Origin of the sequence: Enterobacter sp. BWH64, assembly GCF_001037645.1 — a bacterium.
GTDB lineage: Bacteria > Pseudomonadota > Gammaproteobacteria > Enterobacterales > Enterobacteriaceae > Enterobacter > Enterobacter hormaechei_C.
Genome location: NZ_KQ089922.1, coordinates 1,933,029 through 1,959,913 on the forward strand (window position 1 = coordinate 1,933,029; position 26,885 = coordinate 1,959,913).

Sequence of the window (26,885 nt, forward strand, 5' to 3'; positions counted from 1 at the left end):
CTACAAAATCCGATGGCTAATCTAATCTTCTTTTCGTTTTCATCCACGTCAGCCCGATAAACATCACCGCCGACGCCAGCAAAAACAGGGTGTTGATAATCAGCACCACCGGAATATTTCCCGCCAGGAACAGGCTTTGCAGGGTACTCACAAAGTAGCGCGCCGGAATGATGTACGTCACGGCGCGGATCACCGCCGGCATACTGTCTATCTGGAAGATAAAGCCGGAGAGCATAATCGACGGCAGGAAGGCGGCATTAAGCGCCACCTGCGCGGCGTTAAACTGGTTGCGGGTGATGGTGGAAATTAACAGTCCCATCCCCAGCGTGCTGAGCAAAAACAGGCTGGTAATAAAGAACAGCAGCACCAGCGAGCCGCGGTACGGCACGCCAAGAATAAATACCGAGACCAGCATACACAGCAGCATCGCCAGCATGCCGAGGAAGTAGTAGGGGATCAGCTTGCAGAGCAGCAGCTCGACGCGCGTCACTTCGGTCGAGAGCAGCGCCTCCATGGTGCCGCGCTCCCATTCGCGGGCGATCACCAGCGAGGTGAGGATCGCGCCAATCACCGTCATGATGATGGTGACCGCCCCCGGAATAATAAAATGCTGGCTGATGGCGGCGGGGTTAAACCAGTAGCGCGTCTGCACGTCAATCAGCGGTTCAAACTCCTCCCCCCGGTCTTCGGCGCGCTGCATCTGCCAGAGCTGCCAGATCCCCTCCGCATAGCCCTGCACGAAGTTGGCGGTGTTAGGCTCGCTGCCGTCGGTGATCACCTGAATTGGCGCATCGGCGCCCGGGCGTGCCATATTGGCGGCAAAATCGACCGGAATGACGATCAGACCGCGAATTTTTCCGGCCTGCATTTTCTGGATCAGTTCCTGCCGGTTGTCGCTGATGGTGGCATCGATGTAGGGCGAGCCGGTCATGGCGTGGGTGAAGTCCAGCGCCTCTTCGCTCTGCTGCTCCAGCAAAATCCCGACCCGCAGCTTGCTGGAGTCGAGGTTAATCCCGTAGCCGAAAATAAACAGCAGCAGCAGGGGGATCACCACCGCAATCAGCCAACTGCTGGGGTCACGCACAATCTGCCGCGTCTCTTTGACGCACAGGGCGCGCACCCGGCGCCAGGAAAGGGCGTTACTGCGCATGAGTATTCTCCTTATCCCAGTCGTGGATGAGGGTGATAAACGCCTGCTCCATGGTCGGGTCTGGCTGCGCGTCGTCGGCGGCCTGCGCTTTCAGGTCATCCGGGGTGCCGTGGGCAATCAGCTTGCCGCGATAGACCAGCCCGATGCGGTCGCAATACTCTGCCTCGTCCATAAAGTGGGTGGTGACCATCACGGTCACGCCTTTTTCCACCATGCTATTGATATGCAACCAGAATTCTCGGCGGGTGAGGGGGTCCACGCCTGAAGTCGGTTCATCAAGAAACAGGATATCCGGCTCGTGCATCAGTGAGCAGGCCAGCGCCAGCCGCTGTTTGAAGCCAAGCGGCAGAGCGTCGGTAGCGTGTGAGGCGATATCGGTCAGGCCGAAGGCGTCGCACATGCGGCCGATCTTCTCATTCTGTGCCCGTCCCCGCAGGCCGTAGACGCCGGAGAAAAATCGCAGATTTTGCTCCACCGTCAGGTTGCCGTAGAGCGAAAACTTCTGCGCCATATAGCCCAGGTGCTGGCGCGCCTTGCCGGAGCTGACTTTGAGATCCATGTTCAGCACCAGCGCTTTGCCGGAGGTTGGTACCAGCAGGCCGCACATCATTTTAAAGGTGGTGGATTTCCCCGCGCCGTTCGGCCCGAGCAGGCCAAATATCTCGCCGCGCTTCACCGCAAAATTGACGTTATCGGTGGCGGCGAAATCGCCGAATTTTTTGGTGAGCGATTTTGCTTCAATGACCGTTTCGCCCGGCGTGCCTTCCACCGTGTGCAGGATGGCGCCAAGCGGTGATTCTGAGGTTCCCGCCCCGCCCAGCAGATCGATAAACGCATCTTCAAAGCGCGGCGCGGTCTCTGTCATGTCGATCTCAGGCATACCCTGCGCACGGCGGATATCGTCGGCGGTAGTCTCTTTTTTGAGGATCACGCGCACCGAACGGCCCTGAATCATCCCGTCGCTCACCTGCGGCAGCTTCAGTACCCGTTGCAGCAGCTTGCGGTTGGACTCCTGCGCGCTGTGCAGCAGAAAACTGCGCCCGGCCATGGTTTGCGTCAGCTCGGTGGGTTCGCCCTGATAGAGCAGTTCGCCTTCATTCATCAGCAGCACGTCGCGGCACTGCTCTGCTTCATCAAGGTAAGAGGTACTCCAGAGGATCAGCATGCCGTCACCCGCCAGCTCGTGCACCATCTGCCACAGCTCGCGGCGGGAAATCGGGTCCACGCCCACGCCGGGTTCATCCAGCAAGAGCACCTTCGGTTCGCCCACCAGCGTGCAGGCCAGCCCCAGCTTCTGCTTCATCCCGCCGGAAAGTTTGCCCGCCAGCCGGTCGGTGAATGGGCCGAGGGAGGTAAACGCAAGCAGACGCTGGAAGGTTTTCTGCCGGGTTTCGCCGGTAACGCTGCGCAGATCGGCATACAGGTTGAGGTTTTCCATTACCGTCAGATCTTCGTACAGACCAAACTTCTGCGGCATATAGCCGAGCATGCCGTGGAGCGCCGCGTCGTCTTTGATCGGATCGAGGCCAAGCACGCTGGCACTGCCTTCATCCGGCTTCAGCAATCCCGCCAGCATCCGCATCAGCGTGGTTTTACCCGCGCCGTCCGGCCCCACCAGCCCGGTCACATAGCCTTTCTGAATCGTACAATTCAGCGGTGCGACCGCCGGTTTGGCCATTCCCGGGAAGCGTTTGACCAGATTGTTGAGCTGGATAACCGCATCATTCATGTCGTTCCCCGTCGTTTAAGGTCACGGTAACAGGCATGCCCTGACGCAGCGCGTCGTCCGCATCGGTGACGATGATGCGCAGGCGGTACACCAGGTCGGTACGTAGGTCCGGGGTTTCAACGGTTTTTGGCGTGAACTCGGCGGTAGGGGAGACGAAGCCCACTTTGCCGTGATACGGCTTGTCCGGGCGACCGTCGGTATAGAGCAGCAGTTCGCGGCCCGGCTGCATCTGGCCAAGATTTGGCTCATCAATGTAAGCGCGCACCCACACCGGACGGGTTAAGGAGAGCGTTAACACGGTGCTGCCCGCGCTGAGCATGCTGCCCGGCTCCACGGCGCGGGTCATCAGCGTGCCGTCAGACGGGGCGACTAACGTGGTGTCGTGCAGATCCAGCTCCGCCTGGGCTAACTGCGCCTGCGCCTGCTCAAGGCTGGCCTTCGCCTGGGCAATGTCCTGCGCACGGTTACCGGTGCGGTACTGGCTTAGCTTATCCTGGGCAGATTTCAGCGTCGCCTGTGCCTGGTCGCGGGATGAGCGCGCGTTTTCCAGGTCGTTGGCGGAAATAGTACGGCTTTTCCATAAGCCTTGCTGACGGTTATAGAAATTCTGCGCATAGTCATAGGCTGCTTTTGCCTGCTTAACGGCAGCGGCCGCCTGGGAGATCTCTTCGTCACGGTAGCCCGCCAGCATCAGGTCGTATTGCGCCTGTGCGACGGAGACGCCTGCTTTTGCCTGCATCAGCGCGTTCTCAAACGGGGCTTTGTCCAGCATTCCCAGCGTCTGCCCGGCTTTGATGGCATCGCCTTCGTCAACGTTCAGCGAGGCCAGCCGTCCGCCGACGCGGAAGCTCATGTTCACGGTGCGGATATCCACGTTGCCGTACAGCGTCAGGCCACGATCCTGCTGGCTCTGATACCACAGCCAGCCACCGATTCCCGCAGCAAGTAACACAACAACCACCAGAATGATGGCGACAGGTTTTTTCATGACTTCTGGCTCCTTTGCGTTAAGCCTTGCAGGATCAGATCAACGTGACAGGTAATGACCTGGCTAATTTGCGCGGCTTTATCCTCATCGAATTGTGTCCAGCCCGTACGTAACAGGATGGTCTCACGCCCCAGACGGAAGGCGAGCACTTCGCCCAGCAGGGCGTGGGTATGCAAAATGGTGTCGGTATCGCTGGCGTCCCGTCCGGTATAGGCGGCGATCAGCCGGGTCAGATGGCTGTGCATCGGGGCGATCACCTGATCGTGCACCAGCTGGTACGCGGTAGTGGGGGAGAGCTGCTCGCGGGAGATAAATTTGCTCAGGTTCAGCGTATCGTCGTGCGTCAGCAGGCGGATCATGTTGTGACAGGCTTTAAGGATCAGCTGGCGGATGGCAGCCCGGTCAGGCTCTGGCTGGCTGAACAGCGCGGTGGCTTCTTCCACGTGCGGGCGAAAGCTGGTGCCGATAAAATCCGCGATCCACTGGGCGCAGGCGAGGTATAAATCCTCTTTTGAGCCAAAATAGTAGGTGATGGCCGCAATATTCTGCCCGGCCTGAGCGGCGATATCCCGCGTGGTGACATGCAGACCATACTCGCCAAACTGCGCTAGCGCGGCGGCGATAAGCTGACTTTTCGCCTGTTCGCCTTTGGTTGTCGTTGGGGTTGTATTCATAGCAGCATTAAAAATTAATCAATCGATTGATTAAGATTATGCCTGATTTGCGCAAACGTCGAGTCATCGCCGGGGATATTTTATGCGCCACGTCACAAAAGCTGCTACACTCCGCTCCTTCGCGACATTGTGGTTTTTGTCCTTCTATTCGTTATATCTCCCTGAAAACTACACCTGTGATGGTCGGGGCGGTTCGGAGTTTTTATGTCTTTTGATTCCCTTGGTCTGAACCCGGAAATTCTGCGCGCCATCGCAGAGCAGGGCTACGTTGAGCCAACCCCTATCCAGCAGCAGGCCATTCCGGCCGTTTTGCAGGGCCGTGACCTGATGGCAAGCGCGCAGACCGGTACCGGTAAGACCGCAGGCTTTACCCTGCCGCTGCTGGAGCTGTTGGTAAAAAACCAGCCGCACGCCAAAGGCCGTCGTCCGGTGCGTGCGCTGATCCTCACCCCAACCCGCGAACTGGCGGCCCAGATTGGCGAGAACGTGCGTGAATACAGCCGCTACCTCAACATTCGTTCGCTGGTGGTTTTCGGCGGGGTAAGCATTAACCCACAGATGATGAAGCTGCGCGGCGGCGTGGACGTGCTGGTGGCAACGCCGGGGCGTCTGCTGGATCTGGAACACCAGAACGCGGTGAAGCTCGATAACATCGAAATTCTGGTTCTGGACGAAGCCGACCGTATGCTGGATATGGGCTTCATCCACGACATTCGCCGCGTGCTGGCGAAGCTGCCGACGCGTCGTCAGAACCTGCTCTTCTCCGCGACTTTCTCCGACGAGATCAAGGCACTGGCGGAAAAGCTGCTGCATAACCCGCTGGAAGTGGAAGTCGCGCGCCGCAATACCGCCTCCGAGCAGGTGACGCAGCACGTGCACTTTGTGGATAAGAAGCGCAAGCGGGAACTGCTCTCCCAGATGATCGGCCAGGGCAACTGGCAGCAGGTACTGGTCTTTACCCGCACCAAGCACGGCGCTAACCACCTGGCGGAACAGCTCAATAAAGACGGTATTCGCAGCGCGGCGATCCACGGCAACAAGAGTCAGGGTGCGCGTACCCGCGCGCTGGCTGATTTTAAATCCGGCGACATACGTGTGCTGGTGGCAACCGACATCGCCGCCCGTGGCCTGGACATTGAAGAGCTGCCGCACGTGGTGAACTACGAGCTGCCAAACGTGCCGGAAGACTACGTGCACCGTATCGGCCGTACCGGCCGTGCGGCGGCAACCGGGGAAGCGCTCTCTCTGGTCTGCGTGGATGAACACAAGCTGCTGCGCGACATCGAACGCCTGCTGAAGAAAGAGATCCCGCGCATTGAAACCCCGGGTTATGAAGTGGACCCGTCGATCAAAGCTGAGCCAATTCAGAACGGTCGTCAGGGCGGCGGTCGCGGTCAGGGCGGCGGCGGTCGCGGTCAGCAGCCGCGTCGTGCCGAAGGTGGCGCGCCGAAATCTTCGGGCAAACCGCCGCGTCGTAATAACGACAGCAAACCAGCCGGTGAAAACCCGTGGCGTAGCGGCGAAGGGAAACCGGCAGGCGAGGGGCAGCGCCGACGCCGCCCGCGTAAACCTGCTAACCCGCAGTAATCTGGAAGCCCGGTCGTAAAGCCGGGCTTTTCTTTTTGCGGCAGCGAAGAGAAAGTGCCACAATAGTGGCTGTTTATACAGTATTTCAGGTTTTCCAATGGCTTTAACCGCTGCGCTCAAGGCGCAAATTGGCGCATGGTATAAGGCGCTACAACAGCAGATCCCCGACTTTATCCCCCGAGCGCCGCAGCGGCAGATGATTGCTGACGTGGCCAAAACGCTCGCCGGGGACGACGGGCGACATCTGGCGATTGAAGCCCCGACCGGCGTCGGGAAAACCCTGTCGTATCTCATTCCCGGCATTGCCATCGCGCGGGAAGACGACAAAACGCTGGTGGTCAGTACCGCTAACGTGGCCTTGCAGGATCAGATCTTCAGCAAAGATTTGCCGCTGCTGCGCAAAATTATCCCGGATTTACGCTTCACCGCCGCCTTTGGTCGCGGGCGTTACGTCTGCCCGCGCAATCTGGCGGCGCTGGCCAGCAGTGAACCCTCCCAGCAGGATCTGCTCGCGTTTCTTGATGACGAGCTGACGCCAAACAACAAGGCGGAGCAGGAGCAGTGCGCAAAGCTAAAGGCCGATCTCGACGGCTACAGGTGGGACGGCCTGCGGGATCACACCAGCCAGGCGATCGGCGACGACCTGTGGCGCAGGCTCAGCACCGATAAAGCGAGCTGCCTGAACCGCAACTGTCATTACTATCGCGAGTGCCCGTTCTTTGTCGCCCGGCGTGAGATTCAGGAAGCGGAGGTGGTTGTCGCCAACCATGCGCTGGTGATGGCTGCCCTGGAGAGTGAAGCGGTCCTGCCGGAGCCCAAAAACCTGCTGCTGGTGCTGGATGAAGGTCATCATCTGCCCGACGTGGCGCGGGATGCGCTGGAGATGAGTGCGGAAATTACCGCCCCGTGGTTTCGCCTGCAACTCGATCTGTTCTGCAAGCTGGTGGCAACCTGCATGGAGCAGTTCCGCCCGAAAACCACGCCGCCGCTGGCGGTCCCGGAGCGGTTGAGCGAGCACTGTGAAGAGGTGTACGGCCTCATCGCCTCGCTGAATAACATCCTTGACCTGTATCTTCCCGCCACCCAGGAAGCGGAACACCGCTTTGCGATGGGGGAGTTGCCACAGGAAGTGATGGAGATTTGCCAGCAGCTGGCGAAGCACCTTGAAAAGCTGCGCGGGCTGGCGGAGATGTTCTTAAACGATCTCAGCGAGAAAACCGGTACCCATGACGTGGTGCGCTTGCACCGCATTCTGCTGCAAATGAACCGCGCGCTGGGCATGTTTGAGGCGCAGAGCAAACTCTGGCGGCTGGCCTCGATGGCGCAGGCGTCCGGGGCGCCAGTGACAAAGTGGGCCACCCGCGAAGTGCGAGACGGACAGGTACATCTGTTCTTCCACTGCGTGGGCATCCGCGTGGCCGATCAGCTGGAAAAGCTGATCTGGCGCAGCGTGCCGCACGTGGTAGTGACGTCGGCAACCCTGCGTTCACTGAACAGCTTCTCAAGGTTACAGGAAATGAGCGGCCTGAAAGAGAAAGCGGGGGACCGTTTTGTGGCCCTGGACTCGCCGTTCAACCACTGTGAGCAGGGCAAGCTGGTGATCCCGCGCATGAACTATGAGCCGCTTATCGATAACGAAGAGCAGCATATTGCGGAAATGGCGGCCTACTTCCGCGAGCAGGTTGAGAGTAAAAAATACCCCGGTATGCTGGTGCTGTTTGCCAGCGGCCGCGCGATGCAACGCTTCCTGGAGCACGTCACCGATCTGCGCTTACTCCTGCTGGTGCAGGGCGATCAGCCGCGCTATCGGCTGGTGGAAACGCACCGTAAACGCATTGATAACGGCGAGCGTAGCGTGCTGGTGGGGCTACAGTCCTTTGCGGAAGGGCTGGATTTAAAAGGCGACTACCTGACGCAGGTGCATATCCATAAAATTGCCTTCCCGCCCATCGACAGCCCGGTGGTGATCACCGAAGGCGAATGGCTGAAAAGCCTTAACCGTTATCCGTTTGAAGTGCAAAGCCTGCCTGCGGCGTCGTTTAACCTGATCCAGCAGGTCGGGCGCTTGATCCGTAGCCACGGCTGCTGGGGCGAGGTGGTGATTTATGACAAACGCCTGCTTACCAAAAACTATGGCCAGCGGCTGCTGAATGCGCTGCCGATCTTCCCGATTGAGCAGCCAGAAGTGCCGGAGGTAAAAAAACGCCCGGCAAAACCCTCTGCCGGGCGTACAAAAAGCATCCGTGCAAAGAGGCGCGGTCCTACTGGTAAGTGAATGTCACCTGAATTACGCTGTTGAACGTCCCGGCAGTGACGGGCATTGAGGTGGCGTAGTAGCGTGCGGACAGAGGAAAGGTTGCCGTGTGGTCGCTCGGATTGATGGCGGCGTTAAAGGCGGCCTGCGGGGCAATCAGTATTTTGTCCTGTCGGTCTGCCAGCTCCAGCGCCAGTCCCTTTGCGCTACCGATATTGGCAAATTTGGTCGGATGCACGCTGTCTGCCTGGCCATAGAAAAAGGCCGTGGCAAGCGCCAGCGTGGCTGGGCAGTGCGATACTGACAGGGAAAAGTCTTTCCACTCGCCGGTATCCCCCACGTCTTTAAAACTGCCCGACACCGCCTGGCCTAAGTCCACCGTCAGGTTGCGGCTGGCGCTGTCAATAACGCAGGTATTGGCGTAAATATTTCCCGTCATCTGGATCTGAATGTCGTCTGCGTGAGCCTGGGCCAGTAAGCCCACCGCCAGAAACGCGATTGTCTTTTTCATGTTTGTCACTTATAGGCGAGAGTGATGGTTGCTACGGTGTTGGCGGGGCCGGGCGTCACCACATCGCTGGTCTGCTCGTAGCGAACCTGAAAGGGGATATCCAGCGTTTCATTGGCAACGGCCTGGCTTTGGGTGTTGACGTAGGAGTCAAAGGTCGCGATATGGTCATCAAACAGCATTCTTACCCCGACGCCCCTTGCCATGCCCGTCTGCTTCGTCAGTTTGATCACTCCCTCAAATGCCGTTTCGTACCCGTTAGCACTGGTGATTTTTAGCTCAGGCTGAACGGTTGTGTCACAGTTAACGGTGATATTAAACGTCTGAGCGGGGCTGGATAAAAACCCCACGCTCATAAAATCACTGACGGGAAAATCGCCCAAATTAACGGTGAGATTTTTTGGCGAAACAGAGCAGGTGACCTGATGCAAAATGACGTTACCTGAATACGCAATATGGTTAGGGCTGCCGATCCCTTCATGGCCAAAAACGCCAATGCCGAATTCGGTCTGAGACTGCACCAGCGTGCCGGATGTCACGGCGTCGCTTGTTTTCACCAGTTCAAGCGTGACGTCAAAGTTAAACGACTGTGTGCCATCGGTAGAAACATAGGCAACAGGCGTTCCGCGTGAATCGCACTGTACTCCGCCTGCTCCGCTGATTCGCTGACCCTGATCGTTCATTAGTGCGACCCCAATCCCCGGTACGCCGGAATCATAAACGCCCCTGAGCCCGGGAATTTCCGCGCCGGTGCCGTAGTAGCAGGAAACAATTTCCAGACCGCTGTCAATACTCTGATCGCAGTGCCCGGCAACATGAACGCTTTGCTCTGTACCCGGGATAGTTGCGCCAACGGCCAGCGTCGTCGGTACAGAGATGGAGGCCACGTTAATCATTTTGGGCAGATCCGGCGTGGTGCAGGTCGCCTTCGCATGCGGCATAAATAACGCGGCGGTTCCCAGAACCAGTAAGAAAAAGCACTGTTTAATCATTTGCATAATCGTTAGCCTGAACGGTAATCAATGACACTGCGCGGCAGCGTTAATGATGCTGGTTTTCTCTTTCTCATCCGTTAGCGCATAGTCAGCGACGCAGTGCTCGCTCGCCTCCTGTCCCCAGGAAACGTTGAGATGCCCTTCCTGTGGCAGACCCGAGAGGTAAGTCTGGCCGTCATTTCCGACAATAAATTCGCTGTCCTTATCCCCGGTGGTGACCGTTGCGCCGAAGGGCAGCGGTTTACCATTTTGTGTAAGCGTCATCAGGACGCGATTACCCACGCGGGTAGTAAAGCTGGCGCGCACCACGGCCCCTCGGGTCGGCGTCACAATTTGCGCCGCGTGGGTGACGTCGGCATCCTCCGGCAGCGTTTCGGTATCCAGTGCGATGGTGTTATGGCGATACGCGGTCACGAACGGCACGACGGTATAGCCGCGGAAGTCAGTCTCCACGCCTGTCTGGTTGGTGATATGAGTGCCGTGCGTACCTGGCGCTTTCACCAGCGCGATGGTTTCACCGAGCGGCTGGCTCAGGGTTATCCCGTTAGCGTGGGCCACCAAGCCGCCCTGCAAACCGACGTTCAGGGTCTGCTGATACTTATCCTGACTGACGCCTGCGCTCACTTCGCCGTAGGTCGCTTTGTAATCGGTGTTGATGCTGGTGGAGTTACCGCTGCCGGTGCTGCTCAGCCCTTCCTGGATATTCCAGTTCAGGTTGTCTTCTTTCAGGGCCGTACCGTTAAGACCGATGTTCTGCGTGGTGCCATCTTTGGTGTTGTTCAGGTTGTACGTGGCCCAGGTATTATGCATCCAGCGATCCAGCGGAACCGAAACGCTCAGCGAGAACTGGTTGTCGTTTGTTACCTCATTACCGTCTTCATCGCTGTCGTGGGTGTTTTTGTTCATGCTGTAGCTGAGGCTGTAGCTCACGCCGTGCCAGCTGTTGTTGTAGCTGACGCTCAGGGAGGTCATGTTCTGGCTCTGGCTCCAGTAAGTTTCCTTCACCATGCTCAGCGTCACCGACCCCCAACCTTCTGGCAGCGTCTGGTCAATGGTGGCTTCTGTACGGGCGCGGCGCTGCTGGGGAGCAGACCAGTCGTCGGCGCGGGTATACGACTCCATAGTGTCGTCCAGGGTGTAAAACCCCTTGCTGTTATAGCGATAGCCCGCAAGCGAAAAGTTGGTGCCTGAACCGGCGAAATCTTTGCTGTAGCGTACGCGCCACGACTGGCCCTTGCTGGACTGCTGTTTTTTCAGCAGGGCTCTGGCGCGGGTCACGTCAATGGAGAACGCCCCGAGATCGCCCATGTTTTTCCCGGCGCCGAGCGCCTGGGACTGATAGTGGCTGCTCTGCTGCACGCCGCCGTAGGCCGTGAAGCCGTGAGGTAAACCGTAGATGGCGCTTCCCTGGGCAAACGGGGTCTTTTCAACGTCTTTGTCATAAGAGCGATAACGCCCGGCGGTTACGCTGTAGCGCAGGTTTTTTTCACGCTGCAATACCGGCACGGAGGCAAACGGCACCACGAAATGACTTTCGCTGCCGTCAGTTTCTTTCACCGTGACCTGGAGGTCGCCGCTGCTGCCGGTGGGGTAGAGGTCGTTAATTTCGAATGCGCCCGGCGCGACCGTGTTCTGATAAATCACGTACCCGTTCTGGCGGACCATCACCAGCGCGTTACTGTGGGCGGTGCCGCGAATAATAGGGGCATAGCCTTTTTCGCTGTCCGGCAGCATGTCGTTGTCGGATTTCAGCTCCACGCCGGTGTAGGGGACGCTGTCAAAAACGTCGGAAGGTGAGGTGCTTTGGCCCACCGTCACGTCACTTTTCATCGCCACCATATCGCGTTGCGCATAGGTATAAACGGAGGTGAATTTCTGTTTCTCCTCGTGGCCCGTGGTGCTGCGATTCCAGGTGGAGTAGTTACGAACGCGCCATGCCCCGAGGTTGAAGCCGGGACGCAGGTTAACGTACTGGCTGCTGCTATCCTCTTCACCCTGCTGGCGCGCATGGCTCTGGCTGGCGTTGACGCTGTAATTAAGCAGGCCCGCGTTGATCCCTTCGTCAAACTCTTTCGGGTCGATGTAACCGCGTGGCACCTGTCCGAGCGCCTTTTGCGGAATGCTCAGCAGCAGCTGCTGATTGCGCACGCGAAAGGTCGCGGATGCCGAAGGGATGGCGTGTAGATCGGCGCATTGACCTTCTGCCCTCAGCTGCGGATATTTTTGCGTTTTGATCCCGAGGCTCTTTAATTCGTCCAGTGTAAAACAAGGCTGAAGCGTGCTGGTGCCCTGCGGATCTTTAACTACGTTAAAGGTCACGTCACGGGTATCAATTTTATTGTTATTGATAAATACCGCGACCTGATATTTACCTGGCGCCTGACCGGGACCTTTTTCATAGACAGACAGATCGGTCTTTTCCTGCTGCGGGTTATCAATGTCCAGCAGGGCAGGGTTAAAATAATCATCAGCCAAAACCTGCTGCGCAAAGATCGCCATTGCCAGGCAACAAAAAGTCATCAGCAATGACGAAAATCGGCAGGTGAACGGCTTTTTATGGCTGTACATGATGATTTTATTACCGGGCAATATTATTAATGAACGGGTTTAGACCATGTCTGGCTGATGCTGCCGTAATCCGTAATAATGGAATACACGACGGTCGAGCCTCCGACATTGCCAGGTAAAGCAAAATGCGTTTCAGTTTTCGGCACAGCCCAGGTGGCTTTCGTGATTTTCTGACCATTCAGGGTGACGGCCTGAAAATTCATATAGAAAGGCGTGGGATTATTCACCACTAAATCATTCCCTTCGCGATGCCATTCAAGTTTATCGGCCATATCTTCTGGTTTGCCTTTTACCGCTGACGGGCGATAGAGCAATTTAATTCGGGTGTTAATGGCAATTTGCAGCGTATTTACGCCTTCAACATGCTTTGAGGACGGGATCGCTTTAATATTCAGCCAGTACAGAGATTCCCTGTCTTCCGGTAAATTTCCTCCCGTACGCACCACGCGTAGTACGTTATCTTCTTTCGCATCCAGTCGGAAAAGCGGCGGGGTGATCAGGAACGGTGCTTTGGCCAGGTTTTTACCACCGGAATCGACCCAGGACTGCACCAGATAATCCGTGGTATCTGGGTTTGAAAGACCAAGAGATGATTCCTTTTTATCTCCCTGATAGACCAGACGGGTGCCATTGATCACGACACCCGCCTGTGCCGAGGCTGCTACCAGTAAAAGAGTGCTCAGTAAATAACCGTGGCGCATAAAGATTTCTCAATAAAAAGATGAGATATTAATGCCCGCAAGAGCATTAATATCTCAGGATTGATAAGATCAGTTATAAATAACGGTGAAGGTCGATACAGAGTTAGCAGGGCCCGCAGTAACTGCCGCCTGAGTTTGAATATAACGCGCACCGAACTCCAGGTCGTTAACCTCCGTTCCGGAGGCTAAAGGATATTGCTTCGAAGGGGTATACAGAGTGACAGGCTGCCCGGAAGCATCCATTAGCTGAATAGCTACACCAGTAGCCGCATCGGTATCGGGCGTTAATGCCAGCGTGGCATTATTATCCGCATCCGGGGTACCACCGAAGTTAATCGCAGCCGAGGTTACGGTTTCCGGACAATTGGTTAATTTAATATCAAACTTCGTGAGTGTGCTGGTAGAGCCTGCGCCGGTAAATACCGTTTTAGATACTTTTCCTAACTGAACATCTAATGGATTACTTAATCCATTCACGACCTGGCAAGCAGAATCGATAATTTCTCCGGTGAAATTAATCTGCCCTTCACCGTTGGTTTCCGCAAATGCGGATGCAGAACACCCCACCGTTGTGGCGATAAACAACCCTAATGCAACCTTGTTCATAGTGAATCCCAATGTGTTTCTGGCAAAAACGTTGCCTGGACGTTTTTACCGTTGACCCTTAATAACTTTCCGATGTTTATTTAATCAAAAAAAGGGCAGGTACGAATCTTTAGTTCCAATCACAAATAATGCAAATAGTGCTTGAGTTTATTTTTTTACCTGAAAACAGCAGGTTGATAATGATCACAAAACACTATCGGGTGCGTGTTCATCGGGCTATATTGTTAACAAGATGATGCTGTCAGGAGAAATGTCGTGGATTACCGCAAAATTATCAAAGAGGTAGGGCGTGGGAAAAACCATGCTCGCGATCTGGACCAGGAAACGGCCCGTGCGTTGTACACGCATATGCTGAATGGCGACGTGCCGGATCTGGAAATGGGCGGCATTCTGATTGCGCTGCGCATCAAAGGGGAAGGTGAGGCGGAGATGCGCGGTTTTTATGAGGCCATGCAGTCGCAGACGATGCGTTTAACCCCGCCCGTCACGAAGCCGATGCCGATTGTGATCCCGACCTACAATGGCGCGCGTAAGCAGGCAAACCTCACGCCGCTGCTGGCTATTCTGTTGCAGAAACTCGGTTTCCCGGTGGTGGTGCATGGCGTGAGCGAAGATCCGACGCGCGTGCTGACAGAAACCATTCTGGAATTATTAGGCATCGAACCCACTCTCCATGCTGGCCAGGCGCAGGCAAAGCTGGAGGGGAACCAGCCGGTCTATATTCCCGTGCGCGCGCTCTGCCCGCCGCTGGAAAAGCAGCTGGACATGCGCTGGCGCATGGGGGTGCGTAACAGCGCCCACACCCTGGCGAAGCTGGCGACGCCGTTTGCCGAAGACGCCGCGCTGCGTCTTTCCAGCGTCTCCCATCCGGAGTACGTGACGCGGGTCGGTCAATTCTTTGCCGAAATCGGCGGGCGAGCGCTGCTGATGCACGGGACTGAAGGGGAGGTTTACGCCAACCCGCAGCGTTGTCCACAGCTGATGCTGATTGAGCCTGCCGGGACGCGGGTCGTGCTCGAACGTGGGGAAGAGAACAGCGATGTGATCCTGCCTGAGTCGAAAGATCCGCAAGTCACCGCGCACTGGATCGTACAGTGTCTGGCCGGAAAGGTGCCGGTTCCGCAGTCTATCAAGCTGCAAATGGCCTGCTGTCTGCTGGCGGCAGGGGAAGTGGCGTCTGTGGACGCCGGGTTGCAGCGCGTGGCGCAGTCTTTTTAAGCAAAAAAAAGCCCGTCCAGTGGCGGACGGGCAAACAAGGGTAACAACAACAGGGTCAATGAGGGTTGGAGCATCTCACCAGAGGGTAGGGTGAGGGTGGAGCATAATTCGTTCGATTACTTGTAGATAACCGCAGTACCGCTCAGTTTGTTATTACCGTTAGTGGAGGTGATGGTGTATCCACTTGCGCCGGCAGCGGCAGCTTTTTCCGCCAGTTTGGCTTCCAGACCGTCCAGCGTGGTCGCGCCTTCAGCACTCACCACCCCGATTTTGTTCAGATCCTGTGCCTGAGTAGAGGAGACTGGCTCTACGGCGAAAGCGCCGAAAGACAGAGCGGACAGGGCAACAGCGGCAACAGCATATTTGATGGTTTTCATAGGTCAATTCTCGCAGGTTATTCTGTTAAGGGGACGATGTTCCGTCGATGTGATTAGTATCACGGTTTTTAGTGGAAGATAAAATCGAAGAGAATTGACGTGGTTGCTCAAAAAAATTGAATGACAAATAACTTATTGATTATTAATAAATTCAGAAGCGCAATTTACATTTCTTGGGGATGCGCTTTACAGAAGCCATCGGAAGGGCACGTTTTGCTACGCGTTTCGCTAAAAGTCGTGAGCGTAAAGTAAACGGCTGGCGCGGTTAACTTCGGTAAAGGAAAGTCAACGTAACTGGCTGTCTTTCGATCCTCTACGATTATATCCTGAATGTGCCGCATTTTTTGAATCTTTCTCCTGCTGACAGGCAATGCATAGCCGTACGCCAGGAATGGCTTTACGCCGTGCTTCAGGAATCGGATCCCCGCATTCTTCGCATTCCGTCAAACTTTCGCCGCGCGGAATTTCACCGCGAGCACGCGCGACCGCATCTTCAATGGTACTGTTGATCTGTTCGTTAACGGCGTCGTCATTCGCCCAGCCGGAAGCCATCATGTTCTCCTGATCTGTTTAAGCCATTCATCTTAATATGGGGTTAAAAAACGCACAGTCAAGGCGAAGGAAGGAAATGAGAACTGCATCTGCCTGGCAGATGCAGTGTGGGAAAAGAGGGCGTTATTTATAGATGGTCGCGGTGCCGTACATATGGTTATCGCCACCGGCGGCATTCACCACGAAGCCTTTAGCCCCTTCCTGACGCGCTTTTTCGGCCAGCTTGTCCTGAAGGTCATCAAGGTTGCTTGCCCGGCTGACAGAGACCGTCCCGGCCGCACGTAGCTGGCTGGTGTCGTTGCTGTCGGTCAGAGGTTGAACGGACCAGGCTGAGAACGATGCGCCTGCCAGCGCACCCGCAATAATAAAGGTCAGATACTTTTTCATAATCACATCCTCAGGGGAAACAACAGGTGATTCCTCTTAAGTTTAGAAGCCTGACGCGCGTGATTTAGCGCAAAAATTTGATGATGATCTGCTTATTTTTTGAACGATAAATTCTGACAATTTGCTGACAGATCATAGACATACAGGTTGCTGATTTTCGTCGGTTTTTTGTGCAGCGCAGACAGATATTTACCCCCGCGCCGTCACAGGGTATCTTACGCGGCTGTCTAAAGGAGAATGCCATGACTTCCCTAAAGCCGGGATTGCACCCGCGTAACCGCCACCGTAGCCGCTACGACATGAAAGCCCTGTGCCTGAGCTGCCCGGAATTGCAGGATTTTATCGTTCAGACACCAGCCGGTGAACCGTCGGTAAACTTTGCCGATCCGCTGGCGGTTAAGACGCTGAACAAAGCGCTGCTGGCCCATTTTTATGGCGTTACGCACTGGGACATCCCGGATGGCTTTCTCTGCCCACCGGTGCCAGGACGTGCGGATTATGTCCATCATCTTGCCGATCTGCTGGCGGATGACAATGGCGGCGTGGTGCCGAAACAGGCCACCGTGCTTGATATCGGTACGGGCGCGAACCTGATCTACCCCCTGATAGGCGCACATGAGTACCAGTGGCGGTTTACCGGCAGCGAGATCGGCGCCGAAGCCTTCGCCAGCGCGCAGGCCATTATCAACGCTAACCCGGGGTTAAGCCGGGCCGTTCGTTTGCGTCGTCAAAAGGATGCCGCTGCTATTTTCAACGGCATTATTCACAAGAACGAACAATATGATGCCACCCTGTGCAACCCGCCCTTCCACGACTCCGCCGCCTCCGCACGTGCGGGAAGTGAACGCAAGCGGCGTAACCTGGGCCAGGCTGAAGACGGCGCGCTGAACTTTGGCGGCCAGCAGCAGGAGCTGTGGTGCGAGGGAGGGGAAGTGGCATTTATTTTGCGCATGATTGCCGAGAGTAAGGGCTTCGGTCGTCAGGTGAAATGGTTTACCACGCTGGTCTCCCGCGGCGATAACCTGCCGCCGCTTTACCGCGCGCTGACCGACGTCGGCGCGGTGAAGGTAATCAAAAAAGAGATGGCGCAGGGCCAGAAGCAGAGCCGCTTTATCGCCTGGACCTTTATGGACGATAACAAACGCCGCAAATAGCCCCCCATCGCAGGCCGGGTAAGGCGAAGCCGCCACCCGGCTCGGTTACAGCGTCGGCTCCTGCGGAGGCAGCGGCGAAGCGGGCGGCGATAATACCTGATACGTCTGCACCGGCGCTCTCACGTTCGCCAGATCGAAGTGTTTTTTCACCATGCTGTCGAGGGCGAAGCGCACCGTCCACTGCTTCAGCGGCTGGGTGGTGAACGACACGCGCAGGGTAAAGGCAGTGTTCGTTAGCCCGACGATGCCCGCGAACGACGGTTCACCAATCACCAGCCCGCGAATATCCTCCATCTCCATCAGTTCGCTCACCGCATCCCGCAGCGCCTGCTTCGCCTTATCTGCATCCTCATGACGATCGACATCATAATTCGCCACCACCGAACCAATGCCGCGCACAAAGTTGGCAAAGGTGGTGATCGATGACCACGGAATAATGTGGTACGCGCCGGTATCCTGACGTACGCCGACGGAGCGAATGGACATCCTCTCCACCGTGCCGGTGAGCGGTCCGATGGTCACCAGATCCCCGGTGTTCATCCCGTTCTCAAACTGGATAAAAATGCCGGTGATAATATCCTTCACCAGCGTCTGCGAACCAAAGGAGATCGCCAGCCCCAGGGCACCGGCACCCGCCAGCAGCGGGGCGATATTCACGCCGATTTCCGACAGTACAATCATGATGGTGATGGTGCTGATGATCACCGCCAGCGCGTTGCGGCACAGGGTCAGCAGCGTGCGGGCGCGGGCGCTCGGCAGCGGCCTGCCGTGGACATCCGACACCAGACGGTTTTCGATAAGGCTTGCCAGCAGCGTCCAGCCGACGGCGGAGAAGAACAGGATCAGCGCGATACGAATAAGAATATCAACGGTCTTTTCCCCCGCGCCGTTATGCAGCCAGTTCCAGAAATCAAACAGCCCCCACGCGTTCAGCAGCAGCATAATTGCCACGCAGACCGTCAGAATACGCGCCACCTTCAGGGATACCGTCATCCAGCCATTTACCCGCTTTTGCAGTTCCGGGTAGTTACGCTGAACCTGCGGCGACAGGGTGATCGTTTTCGACAGCCAGCGGGAAAGCAGGCCAGAGACAAAGGCCGCGATGCCGATAATCGCCAGGCTTTTGAACGTCGCCCCCATCATAAATTTCAGGCTATTGCCCGGATCGAACAGGGAGAAGAAACAGAGCACAATAAAATAGGCGCTGGCCAGCCAGTGCCACACCAGCGCAAAGGCGCGAATAAAGAGGCTGAAAAAGGAGAGGGAGCGATCGGCCAGGTGCAGCAGGCTGTCGGTGATCGCTTTTTTATTGTGGAAGATGAGGTACAGCGCCCAGACGGTAATGCACAGCATGATCAGCACGTTCGCCAGCGCCCCGAACTGCACGTTAACCTGGTTGGAAATAATCGGCACGGCAACCAGCAGGCCATAACCGATCAACCCGCTCAGCACGCTGAGCCGCACCGCCCAGTATTTGGCGCTCTGATCCGAAATGGCGAAGGGGCGAAGGTCCGGCACGCGCGGGCAGAAGATCAACCGCAGGAGGGCTTTAAAGAACTCAATCAGGGCAAAGGCATTGAGGAACAGTCCCTGCTGAAACGCGATGGTTTTGTTTCCGGTATTAAGTCGGTCGGCCAGCATCTGGCCGACAAACAGCGTCAGGGCCAGCAGCAGCAAATCGATGACAAACGCCCCGGTAATCATTGCCGGAAGATGCAGCCAGCTGCTTTTATGCTGATTCTTTTTGCGCCCCCACTGGCCCATTTTCCGGTAAAGCGGCCAGACAGACAGGCGCAACAGCCAGTAAAAAATGAAGACGGCGCCGGCCAGAATGGCAAACTGGGTGGCGGCTGCGGAAAAGGTGTGAGGATTAAAAGGCTTATGTGAGGTGCCAACCAGGTTGCGATAGAGCTGGGCAAAACGCGACGACAGGGCTTCCCCGTAGCGGCGACTGATGTCGGTGACGTTTTCCAGCACCGTTTTTTCTTCTTCGGCTTCCGGCGGCGCAATAGCAGGAACCGGATCCTGAGGCGGCGTGGCGGCCACCTTCCTCAGCTGATCGATCAGCTCCTGTCGGGACGTGTCGTTCTCAAGCACGTCGGCCAGCGCGCCGTAGGCGGCTTTTTTCTTTTCAGCGTCTGGCTCTGGCGGCGCATTTTGCTGGGTGGCGGTGGCTCCGGTGGTAACGCCGGGAAGGGTTACAGCAAGTGATGGCGCGCTAAACAGGCTAAACAGTAGCAACAGGATCCACGGCACGGCGTCCTCCGACAAAAATATCGTGCAAAATGATAAGTATAGAGCGCGGGGAGCGGAGGGGAGTTTTTGGGAACAATCCGGCGTAAAAAAGCCGGGCATGCCCGGCTCTGGGTGTGGCTATCAGGAGACGTGTTGCAGGAACTCCTGGAGGCGCTGGCTTGGTGGGTTCGCAATCAGCGCCTGCGGATTCCCGTCCTCCGCGATACGGCCCTTATCAATGAAGATCAGACGGGACGCCACCTTTTCGGCAAAGCCGATTTCGTGGGTAACGATCACCATCGTCATGCCTTCTTCCGCCAGATCCTGCATAACTTTCAGCACTTCGTGACGCAGCTCCGGGTCGAGAGCCGACGTTGGCTCATCGAACAGCATCATCTTTGGCTTCACCGCCAGCGCACGGGCAATGGCCACGCGCTGCTGCTGGCCGCCGGAAAGCTCGGAAGGATAGTGGTGGGCACGCTCCGCCAGACCAACCTTCGCCAGCAGATCTTTTGCCAGCGCTTCCGCTGCCGCTTTGCTGGCCCCGCGCACGCGCAGAGGACCAAACATCACGTTTTCCAGCGCCGTGAGGTGCGGGAACAGGTAGAACTGCTGGAACACCATGCCCGCTTCCTGGCGGATCAGGCGCTCGTCCACTTTCGGATCGTTAACCTTCAGACCATCGACGATCAAATCGCCGCTGGTGATCTCCTCAAGCTTGTTAATGCAGCGCAGCAGGGTGGATTTACCGGAACCGGACGGCCCGATGATCACCACCACTTCGCCCTGCCTGATGTTCAAATCGATATTGTGCAGCACCTGGGTTGGGCCAAAGTGCTTGGAAACGTTTTTAAATTCAATCACAGGATTTTCATCCTTCTTTCAAGACGACGCAGAACAAAGCTCAGGACAAGCGTGATAATCAGATAGACAACGGCGACCGCACTCCAGATTTCCAGAGCGCGGAAGTTACCCGCGATGATCTCCTGGCCCTGACGGGTCAGTTCGGCCACGCCGATAACAATAAACAGCGAGGTGTCTTTAATGCTGATGATCCACTGGTTACCCAGCGGCGGCAGCATGCGGCGCAGCGCCAACGGCAGGATCACGTGACGAATGGTTTCGCGACGGGAAAGACCTAACGCCAGGCCGGCTTCGCTGAAGCCTTTATGAATCGACAGCACCGCACCGCGGGTAATTTCCGCAATGTAGGCGCCGGAGTTGATCATGATGGTGACAACGGCGGCGCTGAACGGGTCGATGCGCAGGTCGGTGAAGGCCATCGGCAGGGCGAAGTAGATGAACATGACCTGCACCACAATGGGGGTGCCGCGGATCACTTCGATGAAAACCAGTGCGATGTGGTTTGCAATCCAGCCGCCGTAGGTGCGGGCGAAACCGGCCACCAGACCGATAATCAACCCGCCAACCAGACCGAGGACCGAAATCCACAGGGTCATTTTAGCGCCTTCAAGCAAGAGAGGAATGGCAGGCCAGATGGCGCTCCAGTCAAACTGCATGATGTATTCCTGTATACCGTGGTGAAAAACAAAAAACGTAGGCCCGGTAAGCGGAAGCGCCACCGGGCGTTACAAACCTGAAGTCAGGTGAAATTATTTAGGCTCGGTACCGAACCATTTTTTGTAGATTTCGTTATAGGTGCCGTTCTCTTTCAGGGTTTTCAGCGCGCCGTTAACTTTGTTACGCAGGTCGTCGCTGCCTTTCGGGAACGCAATACCGTACTGCTGAGCTTCCAGGGAATCACCTACCGCTTTGAACTTGCCATTACCGGCGGTTTTGATGAAGTAAAGGATGTTAGGCGTGTCGTGCAGCACCGCGTCAGCGCGGTTGGTGCCCAGTTCCATGTAAGCGTTGTCGATGTTCGGGAACTGACGCAGGTCTTTGGTTTTGATGTTGGCTTTCGCGTAATCAACGGAGCCGGTGCCGCTCTTCACGGCGACCACTTTACCGTCGAGATCTTTCACGCTTTTCACGTCGTTGTTATCCGCTTTCACCATCACCAGCAGGCCGCTTTTGTAGTAGCCGTCAGAGAAGTCGATGGCTTTTTTACGCTCTTCGGTAATGGTGATGCCTGCCAGCGCCAGGTCAACGTTTTTGGTTTGCAGTGCCGGGATAATGCCGCTGAAATCCATTGGCTTCAGGGTGTAATCCAGTTTGAGTTCTTTTGCGACAGCGGCCCACAGATCCACGTCAAAACCAACGTATTTATCACCCTGTTTGAATTCAAACGGTACGAACGCCGTGTCAGTCGCCACAACCAGTTTGTCGGCAGCCTGCGAGGACACCGCAAACGCCAGGGTAAGTGCAGCCAGTGAAACTTTTAATACAGACTTCATAGCATTTCCTTTTATATCCACGGGGCGATCCCCTGCGAGAACCTCAGGCACAATGAAAAAATCGTGCCAATTTTACAAGCTGTTGTTTTGCAAAGGGGATGATGTCACGCATTGCACAAAAAGCGTGGCAATTTTGCCAGGTTGCACCAGAATGGAGCACCGTTTTGGTGCGCTTCGTTAAGGTCTTTTGACAGGGGGATATTTAGCGCAGAATCTGACGAAAAAACAATCTTCCGTTAACGGTTGTGTGAGGTGATAATTACATTTTATTCACTTTTGCGGCCATTGCGGGCAAAAGTGCGCACCATAAATGTGCAAAACCCCCGCCAGGGGCGAGGGTTATTCGGACAATCCGCAGGGATTATTCGATGTTGGACTCGATGAACCACAGGAACTGATCCAGGTCGCGTGATGCGGCAGTGAAGATATCAGCGGTATCTTCATCTTTGGCTTCGCCAATCGCTTTACGAACATCGTTCGCCACAATCGCATAACGATCCGCCAGCTCTTTCAGGTGATCCTGAACGGTATGGATATCCAGCGGATAGCTTTTCAGTGGCGTTTTGCTGTTGATCACCTGTGTGGTACCCAGTGCCACGCCACCGAGCTGTACGGCGCGTTCGGCCATGGTATCCAGGTGAGTCACCAGTGCTGTGCGGAAGCCATCCAGCATTTCATGAACGGCAATAAAGTTTGCACCGCGCATATTCCAGTGGGCCTGTTTGGTGATCAGCGAAAGATCGATGAACTGGACCACCTGGCGATTCAGCAACTCGATGGTCGCTTTTTTATCGCTATCCGATACATCGTTACGGGTATAAAGCAGATTAGACGCTTTCGTTTTCACCAGTTTAGCGGTACTCATAATCTCATATCCTCTTGATGTTTGTGTCCCAGGTAATTACGGGACTAAGTATAGCACCGGATTTTTTCTCTGCGGTTTGGCTCTGCCTATCGGTTTAATAGTGAAAGGAAGGTTGTATTCTCAATCCTTTGAAAAATAAGTGTTTTATTTAAATTGATGCAGATCAATCTTAATTCGCTTTCCCGGAAGGCGAGCAGGTGAAATATTTTGGCAATATGAGAGAGTTTGTAAGAAATTATTTGAGCTACTGACGTGGCGTATATTCTGCATGGCGGGTTAGCCATGCAGAATTTAAGGCTTAGTTGAGGTCTATTTTTTCCACTTTAGGTTCCGGACGCATGGTCAGGGTGGAGCCCATAGACGCCGCGATAATGGAACAGAGCGCCAGCGTTTGTACCAGGGTCAGGGTTTCACCGAGGAAAATCATTCCTGAGATGGCGGCCAGCGCGGGCTCCATGCTCATGAGCGTACCAAAAATGCGTGTGGGCAGGCGCGTCAGGGCGATCATCTCCAGAGAGTAGGGCAGCGCCGTGGAGAGAATGGCAACCGCCAGCCCAACCGGCAGGATTGACCATTGCCATATTGAGTCTGTCGCTTGTGCCATTCCAATCGGGACAAAGATAACGGCGGCAATTAGCGAGCCTAAGGCGACCGTCGCGGGGCCGTGCTCTTCCCCCGCACGCTGGCCAGTGAGAATATACACCGCCCAGCATGCCCCCGCGCCCAGCGCCAGAGCTGCCCCTGTCAGATCGATTTGTGAAACGCTTTGCCCGAGCGGCAGCAGGAACCATAGCCCCAGCACGGCCAGTACGACCCAGATAAAGTCTACCGGACGACGAGAAGAGAAGAGGGCAACCGCCAGCGGGCCGGTAAATTCAAGCGCGACCGCGATCCCCAGCGGGATCGTCTGAATAGAGAGATAGAACATGTAGTTCATCCCTCCCAGCGCCAGCCCATAAAAAAGCAGTGGCAGTCGCTGCTCCTTTTTAAACCGTAGCCGCCAGGGTTTAAAAACAACCACGAGGATCAGGGTGCCTAATGCGATACGCAGCGCCGTGACGCCGGGCGCACCAACCAGCGGAAACAGCGATTTTGCCAGCGACGCGCCGCTTTGTATGGACATCATCGCGATAAGTATGACTGCCACCGGCATCCAGACCGACGATTTACGAGGTAAACCTGGCATCCTTTCTCCTGTCAATTTATGTCAAATGAGGTAAAAGTCGCAGTGTAATGGAAATTAGCTGCAACGGTTGAGCTACTGTTGAAAAAAATCCAGGGAAAATCCGTAAAATGAGAAAACGTTGATGATTTTATCGCCCGAAAGATTAGGAATAATCTGGATGAACTAAATGGCGATGACGCGCACTATTAGCATTTACAGGTGAAAATCTGGAGTTATTTGAACGAGATAGCTGGTGCTGGAAATGTTCTGTTACAGGAAAGGTCGCATTAGACATCGTGAATGACAAAGAGTTTCACAGAATTTTTTGATATATTTAAAACTTACGGACTTACTTGAAGCACATTTGAGGTGGTTATGAAAAAAATTGCATGTCTTTCAGCACTGGCAGCTGTTCTGGCTGTTTCCGCAGGTACCGCTGTAGCGGCAACTTCTACTGTAACCGGTGGTTACGCTCAGAGCGATATGCAGGGCGTGATGAACAAAACCAACGGTTTCAACCTGAAGTACCGTTACGAGCAAGACAACAACCCGCTGGGTGTGATCGGTTCTTTCACTTACACCGAGAAAGATCGTACTGAAAATGGCTCTTACAATAAAGGTCAGTACTACGGCATCACCGCGGGTCCTGCTTACCGCCTGAATGACTGGGCAAGCATCTACGGTGTTGTAGGTGTTGGCTACGGTAAATTCCAGCAGACCGAAAACCAGGGTCTGAACCGTACTGCAAGCAACAGCGACTATGGTTTCTCCTATGGCGCAGGTATGCAGTTCAACCCAATCGAAAACGTTGCTCTGGACTTCTCCTATGAGCAGAGCCGTATCCGCAACGTTGACGTTGGCACCTGGATCGCGGGCGTAGGTTACCGCTTCTAATCACTTCGGTGAGCCAGTAAAAAATCCGCCCAATGTGGCGGATTTTTTTTGTTTGTACCCTCTCCCCGTGGGAGAGGGCCGGTGAGGGCATCAGCCCGCACGAAACGGCAGAAATTACTTACTCTTAATATCGAAAATATCCGTCCCAAGATGGTTATAGTCGACTTTCTGTAACTTAAAGTTGGTAATGTAAACTGGCGGGCCCTTCTTCCCGGAGATAAACGGGTAATCATTTTTTATCTCTTTCGCCTTAATCCCCGTCCATTGTGAGAAGAATTTCAGGAAATCGTTCGCGGAACGGCGCGCTTTGATGATGCGATGCGTTTTGTCATCACTCGACAGCACCATAAACGGTACCTGGAAGTTTTGCTGGAACTTGTCATCGTGTGCCAGATACTGCACCTGTTTACCGCGCTCCTTAAATGCCAGACCGTGGTCAGAGAAATAGACCATCGAGAAGCTGTCGCCGCTGTTGCGCAGCTGTGCGTACAGCTTGCTGAGCAGATCGTCGGTTTGCGTCATGGTGTAGAGATAACACGAGGTCTCTTTGGATTGCACAAACTCCGCATATTTTCCCCCGGTACGATCGCATGCCTGCGGGTGTGACCCCATCAGGTGCAGGACAATCAGCTGCGGCTGGGTGCGCTGAGTAGCAAAGACCTGCGCCGTCATTTTTAGCAACGCTTCATCTTTTGTGTTTTTATCGGCTTCGAAATCACCGCTTTTCAGGAACTGTACCTCGTCGGCACGCTTCGCGATGCTGGCGATGGCGGTATCATACTCGCCGATCTGTCCCTGGTTAGAGAACCACCATGTCTGAAAACCTGCCCGGTTGGCCAGGGTGACAAAATTATCCTGAAACTGCGGTTTTCCATCCACCACGCGGTTGAGCGTCAGACCGAGTGATTTCTGCGTCGAGCCGCTGGCCGCCACGTAGTCGGTAAACAGCGTACCGTTAACGGCGCTGGCAAACGGCGTGTTATCCCAGTGACCGCCAAACGCGCCGAGCGCATCGCGACGCGCGCTTTCACCGATCACCACCACGTAGGTGTGATACTTCGGTTTCACCGCCAGCACATTCCAGGTGTCTTTCATGGTGGAAAGCTCGGCCATACGCGCCTGCTCGTCGAGCACTTCCTCGTTATTCACCACCACGTCTTTGACGAAGCGAAACACCGGATACCCGGTATCTTTAAGCTTAAACACGCCGCCCCAGGCCAGATTTTGTACCGGTGCAACAAAAAACGTCACCACGCTAAAGGCCAGGCACAGGCTTTCAATTTTACCCCATGCCTTTTTCCCGACGGGCTTACGACGAACCGCAATCACGCCGAGGGCAAAAATGAAAAGGCCAACCACGTAGTTGTACCACGGAAAGATCGTCAGGATCTCTGTGGACTCTTCCATATTGGTGGAGTGGAGCGCCAGCAGAGTATTAAAGTTCGGCGCGCCATAGGCCTGGCCAAACGGGAAATAGGCGGCAGCAATCAGAGAACAGATCCCGATAAGCACTTTCTGCACGCGCGGTGCGCTTCGCCAGAGCAGGTGAAGAATACAGGTGAATCCGACGGCATAAAGCAGGCTAAAGGGGTAGCCAAGAGCAAAGTTAATCAACAGCGATTGCAAAAAATAGAATCCCGTCCACGGGCTTAAGGCCCGGCTGCGGGTAACAAGTGTATCAATCAGGGTTACGTTCATAGATCACTATCACGAAAACGCCATGTGCTCACCCTGGCGTCAAGGGTCAAAGCCTGCCGGACAGTGCGTGGAAAGGGAATGAGAGGTCCGCTTCAGCGAGCCGCAAATTGTGCAGGGCTGCAAGAAGATAGTGCGAGCGTGAATTAAGGTCAACAGTTGCTAAACAGATGTTTTGCGAAGGGGGCTGCAAATCCGCAAAAATAATCGGGAACAGGCCAGTTTA

24 protein-coding genes are annotated in these 26,885 nt (G+C 55.4%); 5 read left to right on the top strand and 19 right to left on the bottom strand.

Going from position 1 to position 26,885, the window contains the following annotated elements; genetic code table 11:
- Positions 1-16: 16 nt before the first annotated feature.
- The 4 genes from SK50_RS09190 to cecR are packed head-to-tail and all read right to left on the bottom strand — an operon-like array spanning position 17 to position 4,541.
- Entirely contained in the window at positions 17-1,150 is a 1,134-nt protein-coding gene (locus tag SK50_RS09190) for an ABC transporter permease (RefSeq protein ID WP_045343735.1), read from the bottom strand.
- Positions 1,140-2,879, bottom strand: a complete 1,740-nt coding sequence (locus SK50_RS09195; protein ID WP_032102648.1) for an ATP-binding cassette domain-containing protein — start codon at positions 2,877-2,879, stop codon at positions 1,140-1,142. The genes SK50_RS09190 and SK50_RS09195 overlap by 11 nt, the downstream gene beginning before the upstream one ends.
- Positions 2,872-3,867: a secretion protein HlyD gene (gene hlyD, locus SK50_RS09200; protein WP_023296152.1), complete on the bottom strand. Its 996-nt coding sequence runs from the start codon at positions 3,865-3,867 to the stop codon at positions 2,872-2,874. The genes SK50_RS09195 and hlyD overlap by 8 nt, the downstream gene beginning before the upstream one ends.
- On the bottom strand, positions 3,864-4,541 hold the full coding sequence (cecR, locus tag SK50_RS09205; protein ID WP_048229333.1) for a transcriptional regulator CecR: 678 nt from the start codon (positions 4,539-4,541) through the stop codon (positions 3,864-3,866). The genes hlyD and cecR overlap by 4 nt, the downstream gene beginning before the upstream one ends.
- A gap of 204 nt (positions 4,542-4,745) precedes the next feature.
- On the opposite strand from cecR, the gene rhlE reads away from it, so the two are divergent.
- Together rhlE and dinG are read left to right on the top strand one after the other, a co-directional pair.
- The gene (gene rhlE / locus SK50_RS09210; protein WP_017693771.1) at positions 4,746-6,128 is read left to right on the top strand and encodes an ATP-dependent RNA helicase RhlE; all 1,383 of its coding nucleotides are present in this window, start codon (positions 4,746-4,748) and stop codon (positions 6,126-6,128) included.
- Positions 6,129-6,225: 97 nt separating this feature from the next.
- A complete protein-coding gene (dinG, locus tag SK50_RS09215) occupies positions 6,226-8,403 on the top strand; it encodes an ATP-dependent DNA helicase DinG (protein WP_045343732.1) in 2,178 nt (725 codons plus the stop codon).
- Here dinG and SK50_RS09220 read toward each other — a convergent pair.
- From SK50_RS09220 to SK50_RS09240, 5 genes are all read right to left on the bottom strand, one after another.
- Positions 8,390-8,893 (bottom strand): fimbrial protein, encoded by a 504-nt coding sequence (locus SK50_RS09220; protein ID WP_045343731.1) that lies wholly within the window; start codon positions 8,891-8,893, stop codon positions 8,390-8,392. The genes dinG and SK50_RS09220 overlap by 14 nt on opposite strands.
- Positions 8,894-8,898: 5 nt before the next feature.
- Positions 8,899-9,888: a fimbrial protein gene (locus SK50_RS09225; protein WP_047733003.1), complete on the bottom strand. Its 990-nt coding sequence runs from the start codon at positions 9,886-9,888 to the stop codon at positions 8,899-8,901.
- A gap of 21 nt (positions 9,889-9,909) precedes the next feature.
- Positions 9,910-12,453: a fimbria/pilus outer membrane usher protein gene (locus SK50_RS09230; protein WP_156171089.1), complete on the bottom strand. Its 2,544-nt coding sequence runs from the start codon at positions 12,451-12,453 to the stop codon at positions 9,910-9,912.
- 26 nt (positions 12,454-12,479) lie between these two features.
- Positions 12,480-13,154, bottom strand: coding sequence for a fimbrial biogenesis chaperone (locus SK50_RS09235; RefSeq protein WP_032647779.1), 675 nt, complete (start codon positions 13,152-13,154; stop codon positions 12,480-12,482).
- 69 nt (positions 13,155-13,223) lie between these two features.
- Complete coding sequence (locus SK50_RS09240; RefSeq protein ID WP_015571068.1) at positions 13,224-13,760, bottom strand: fimbrial protein; 537 nt, start codon at positions 13,758-13,760, stop codon at positions 13,224-13,226.
- 255 nt (positions 13,761-14,015) lie between these two features.
- On the opposite strand from SK50_RS09240, the gene ybiB reads away from it, so the two are divergent.
- On the top strand, positions 14,016-14,978 hold the full coding sequence (ybiB, locus tag SK50_RS09245) for a DNA-binding protein YbiB (RefSeq protein WP_017384921.1): 963 nt from the start codon (positions 14,016-14,018) through the stop codon (positions 14,976-14,978).
- A 116-nt stretch (positions 14,979-15,094) separates the two neighbouring features.
- Here ybiB and ybiJ read toward each other — a convergent pair whose 3' ends face one another.
- The 3 genes from ybiJ to mcbA all read right to left on the bottom strand — a co-directional run bounded on the left by ybiJ (position 15,095) and on the right by mcbA (position 16,294).
- Complete coding sequence (gene ybiJ / locus SK50_RS09250) at positions 15,095-15,355, bottom strand: DUF1471 family protein YbiJ (RefSeq protein ID WP_003858474.1); 261 nt, start codon at positions 15,353-15,355, stop codon at positions 15,095-15,097.
- Positions 15,356-15,640: 285 nt separating this feature from the next.
- On the bottom strand, positions 15,641-15,907 hold the full coding sequence (locus tag SK50_RS09255; protein ID WP_017693765.1) for a DksA/TraR family C4-type zinc finger protein: 267 nt from the start codon (positions 15,905-15,907) through the stop codon (positions 15,641-15,643).
- 123 nt (positions 15,908-16,030) lie between these two features.
- Positions 16,031-16,294, bottom strand: a complete 264-nt coding sequence (mcbA, locus tag SK50_RS09260; RefSeq protein ID WP_003858470.1) for a DUF1471 family periplasmic protein McbA — start codon at positions 16,292-16,294, stop codon at positions 16,031-16,033.
- A 242-nt stretch (positions 16,295-16,536) separates the two neighbouring features.
- Between mcbA and rlmF the strand changes: the two genes are divergently transcribed.
- Positions 16,537-17,448 carry a 23S rRNA (adenine(1618)-N(6))-methyltransferase RlmF gene (gene rlmF, locus SK50_RS09270; RefSeq protein WP_045343727.1) on the top strand — a complete coding sequence of 304 codons (912 nt, stop codon included), beginning with the start codon at positions 16,537-16,539 and terminating at the stop codon, positions 17,446-17,448.
- Positions 17,449-17,493: 45 nt separating this feature from the next.
- Here the strand turns inward: rlmF and ybiO are convergent, their stop codons facing one another.
- The 6 genes from ybiO to rhtA form a co-directional block, all read right to left on the bottom strand.
- Positions 17,494-19,704 carry a mechanosensitive channel protein gene (ybiO, locus tag SK50_RS09275; protein WP_032647784.1) on the bottom strand — a complete coding sequence of 737 codons (2,211 nt, stop codon included), beginning with the start codon at positions 19,702-19,704 and terminating at the stop codon, positions 17,494-17,496.
- 120 nt (positions 19,705-19,824) lie between these two features.
- On the bottom strand, positions 19,825-20,547 hold the full coding sequence (gene glnQ / locus SK50_RS09280; protein ID WP_006809503.1) for a glutamine ABC transporter ATP-binding protein GlnQ: 723 nt from the start codon (positions 20,545-20,547) through the stop codon (positions 19,825-19,827).
- A complete protein-coding gene (glnP, locus tag SK50_RS09285) occupies positions 20,544-21,203 on the bottom strand; it encodes a glutamine ABC transporter permease GlnP (RefSeq protein WP_003858462.1) in 660 nt (219 codons plus the stop codon). The genes glnQ and glnP overlap by 4 nt, the downstream gene beginning before the upstream one ends.
- 93 nt (positions 21,204-21,296) lie before the next feature.
- Complete coding sequence (gene glnH, locus SK50_RS09290; RefSeq protein WP_003858455.1) at positions 21,297-22,040, bottom strand: glutamine ABC transporter substrate-binding protein GlnH; 744 nt, start codon at positions 22,038-22,040, stop codon at positions 21,297-21,299.
- A 361-nt stretch (positions 22,041-22,401) separates the two neighbouring features.
- Positions 22,402-22,905 (bottom strand): DNA starvation/stationary phase protection protein Dps, encoded by a 504-nt coding sequence (gene dps, locus SK50_RS09295; protein WP_000100801.1) that lies wholly within the window; start codon positions 22,903-22,905, stop codon positions 22,402-22,404.
- A gap of 298 nt (positions 22,906-23,203) precedes the next feature.
- Complete coding sequence (gene rhtA, locus SK50_RS09300; protein WP_017384917.1) at positions 23,204-24,091, bottom strand: threonine/homoserine exporter RhtA; 888 nt, start codon at positions 24,089-24,091, stop codon at positions 23,204-23,206.
- A gap of 354 nt (positions 24,092-24,445) precedes the next feature.
- Between rhtA and ompX the strand changes: the two genes are divergently transcribed.
- Positions 24,446-24,964, top strand: coding sequence for an outer membrane protein OmpX (gene ompX, locus SK50_RS09305; RefSeq protein WP_003858450.1), 519 nt, complete (start codon positions 24,446-24,448; stop codon positions 24,962-24,964).
- 114 nt (positions 24,965-25,078) lie between these two features.
- On the opposite strand, the gene SK50_RS09310 is transcribed toward ompX, so the two are convergent.
- A complete protein-coding gene (locus SK50_RS09310; protein WP_017384916.1) occupies positions 25,079-26,662 on the bottom strand; it encodes a phosphoethanolamine transferase in 1,584 nt (527 codons plus the stop codon).
- Positions 26,663-26,885: the final 223 nt, after the last annotated feature.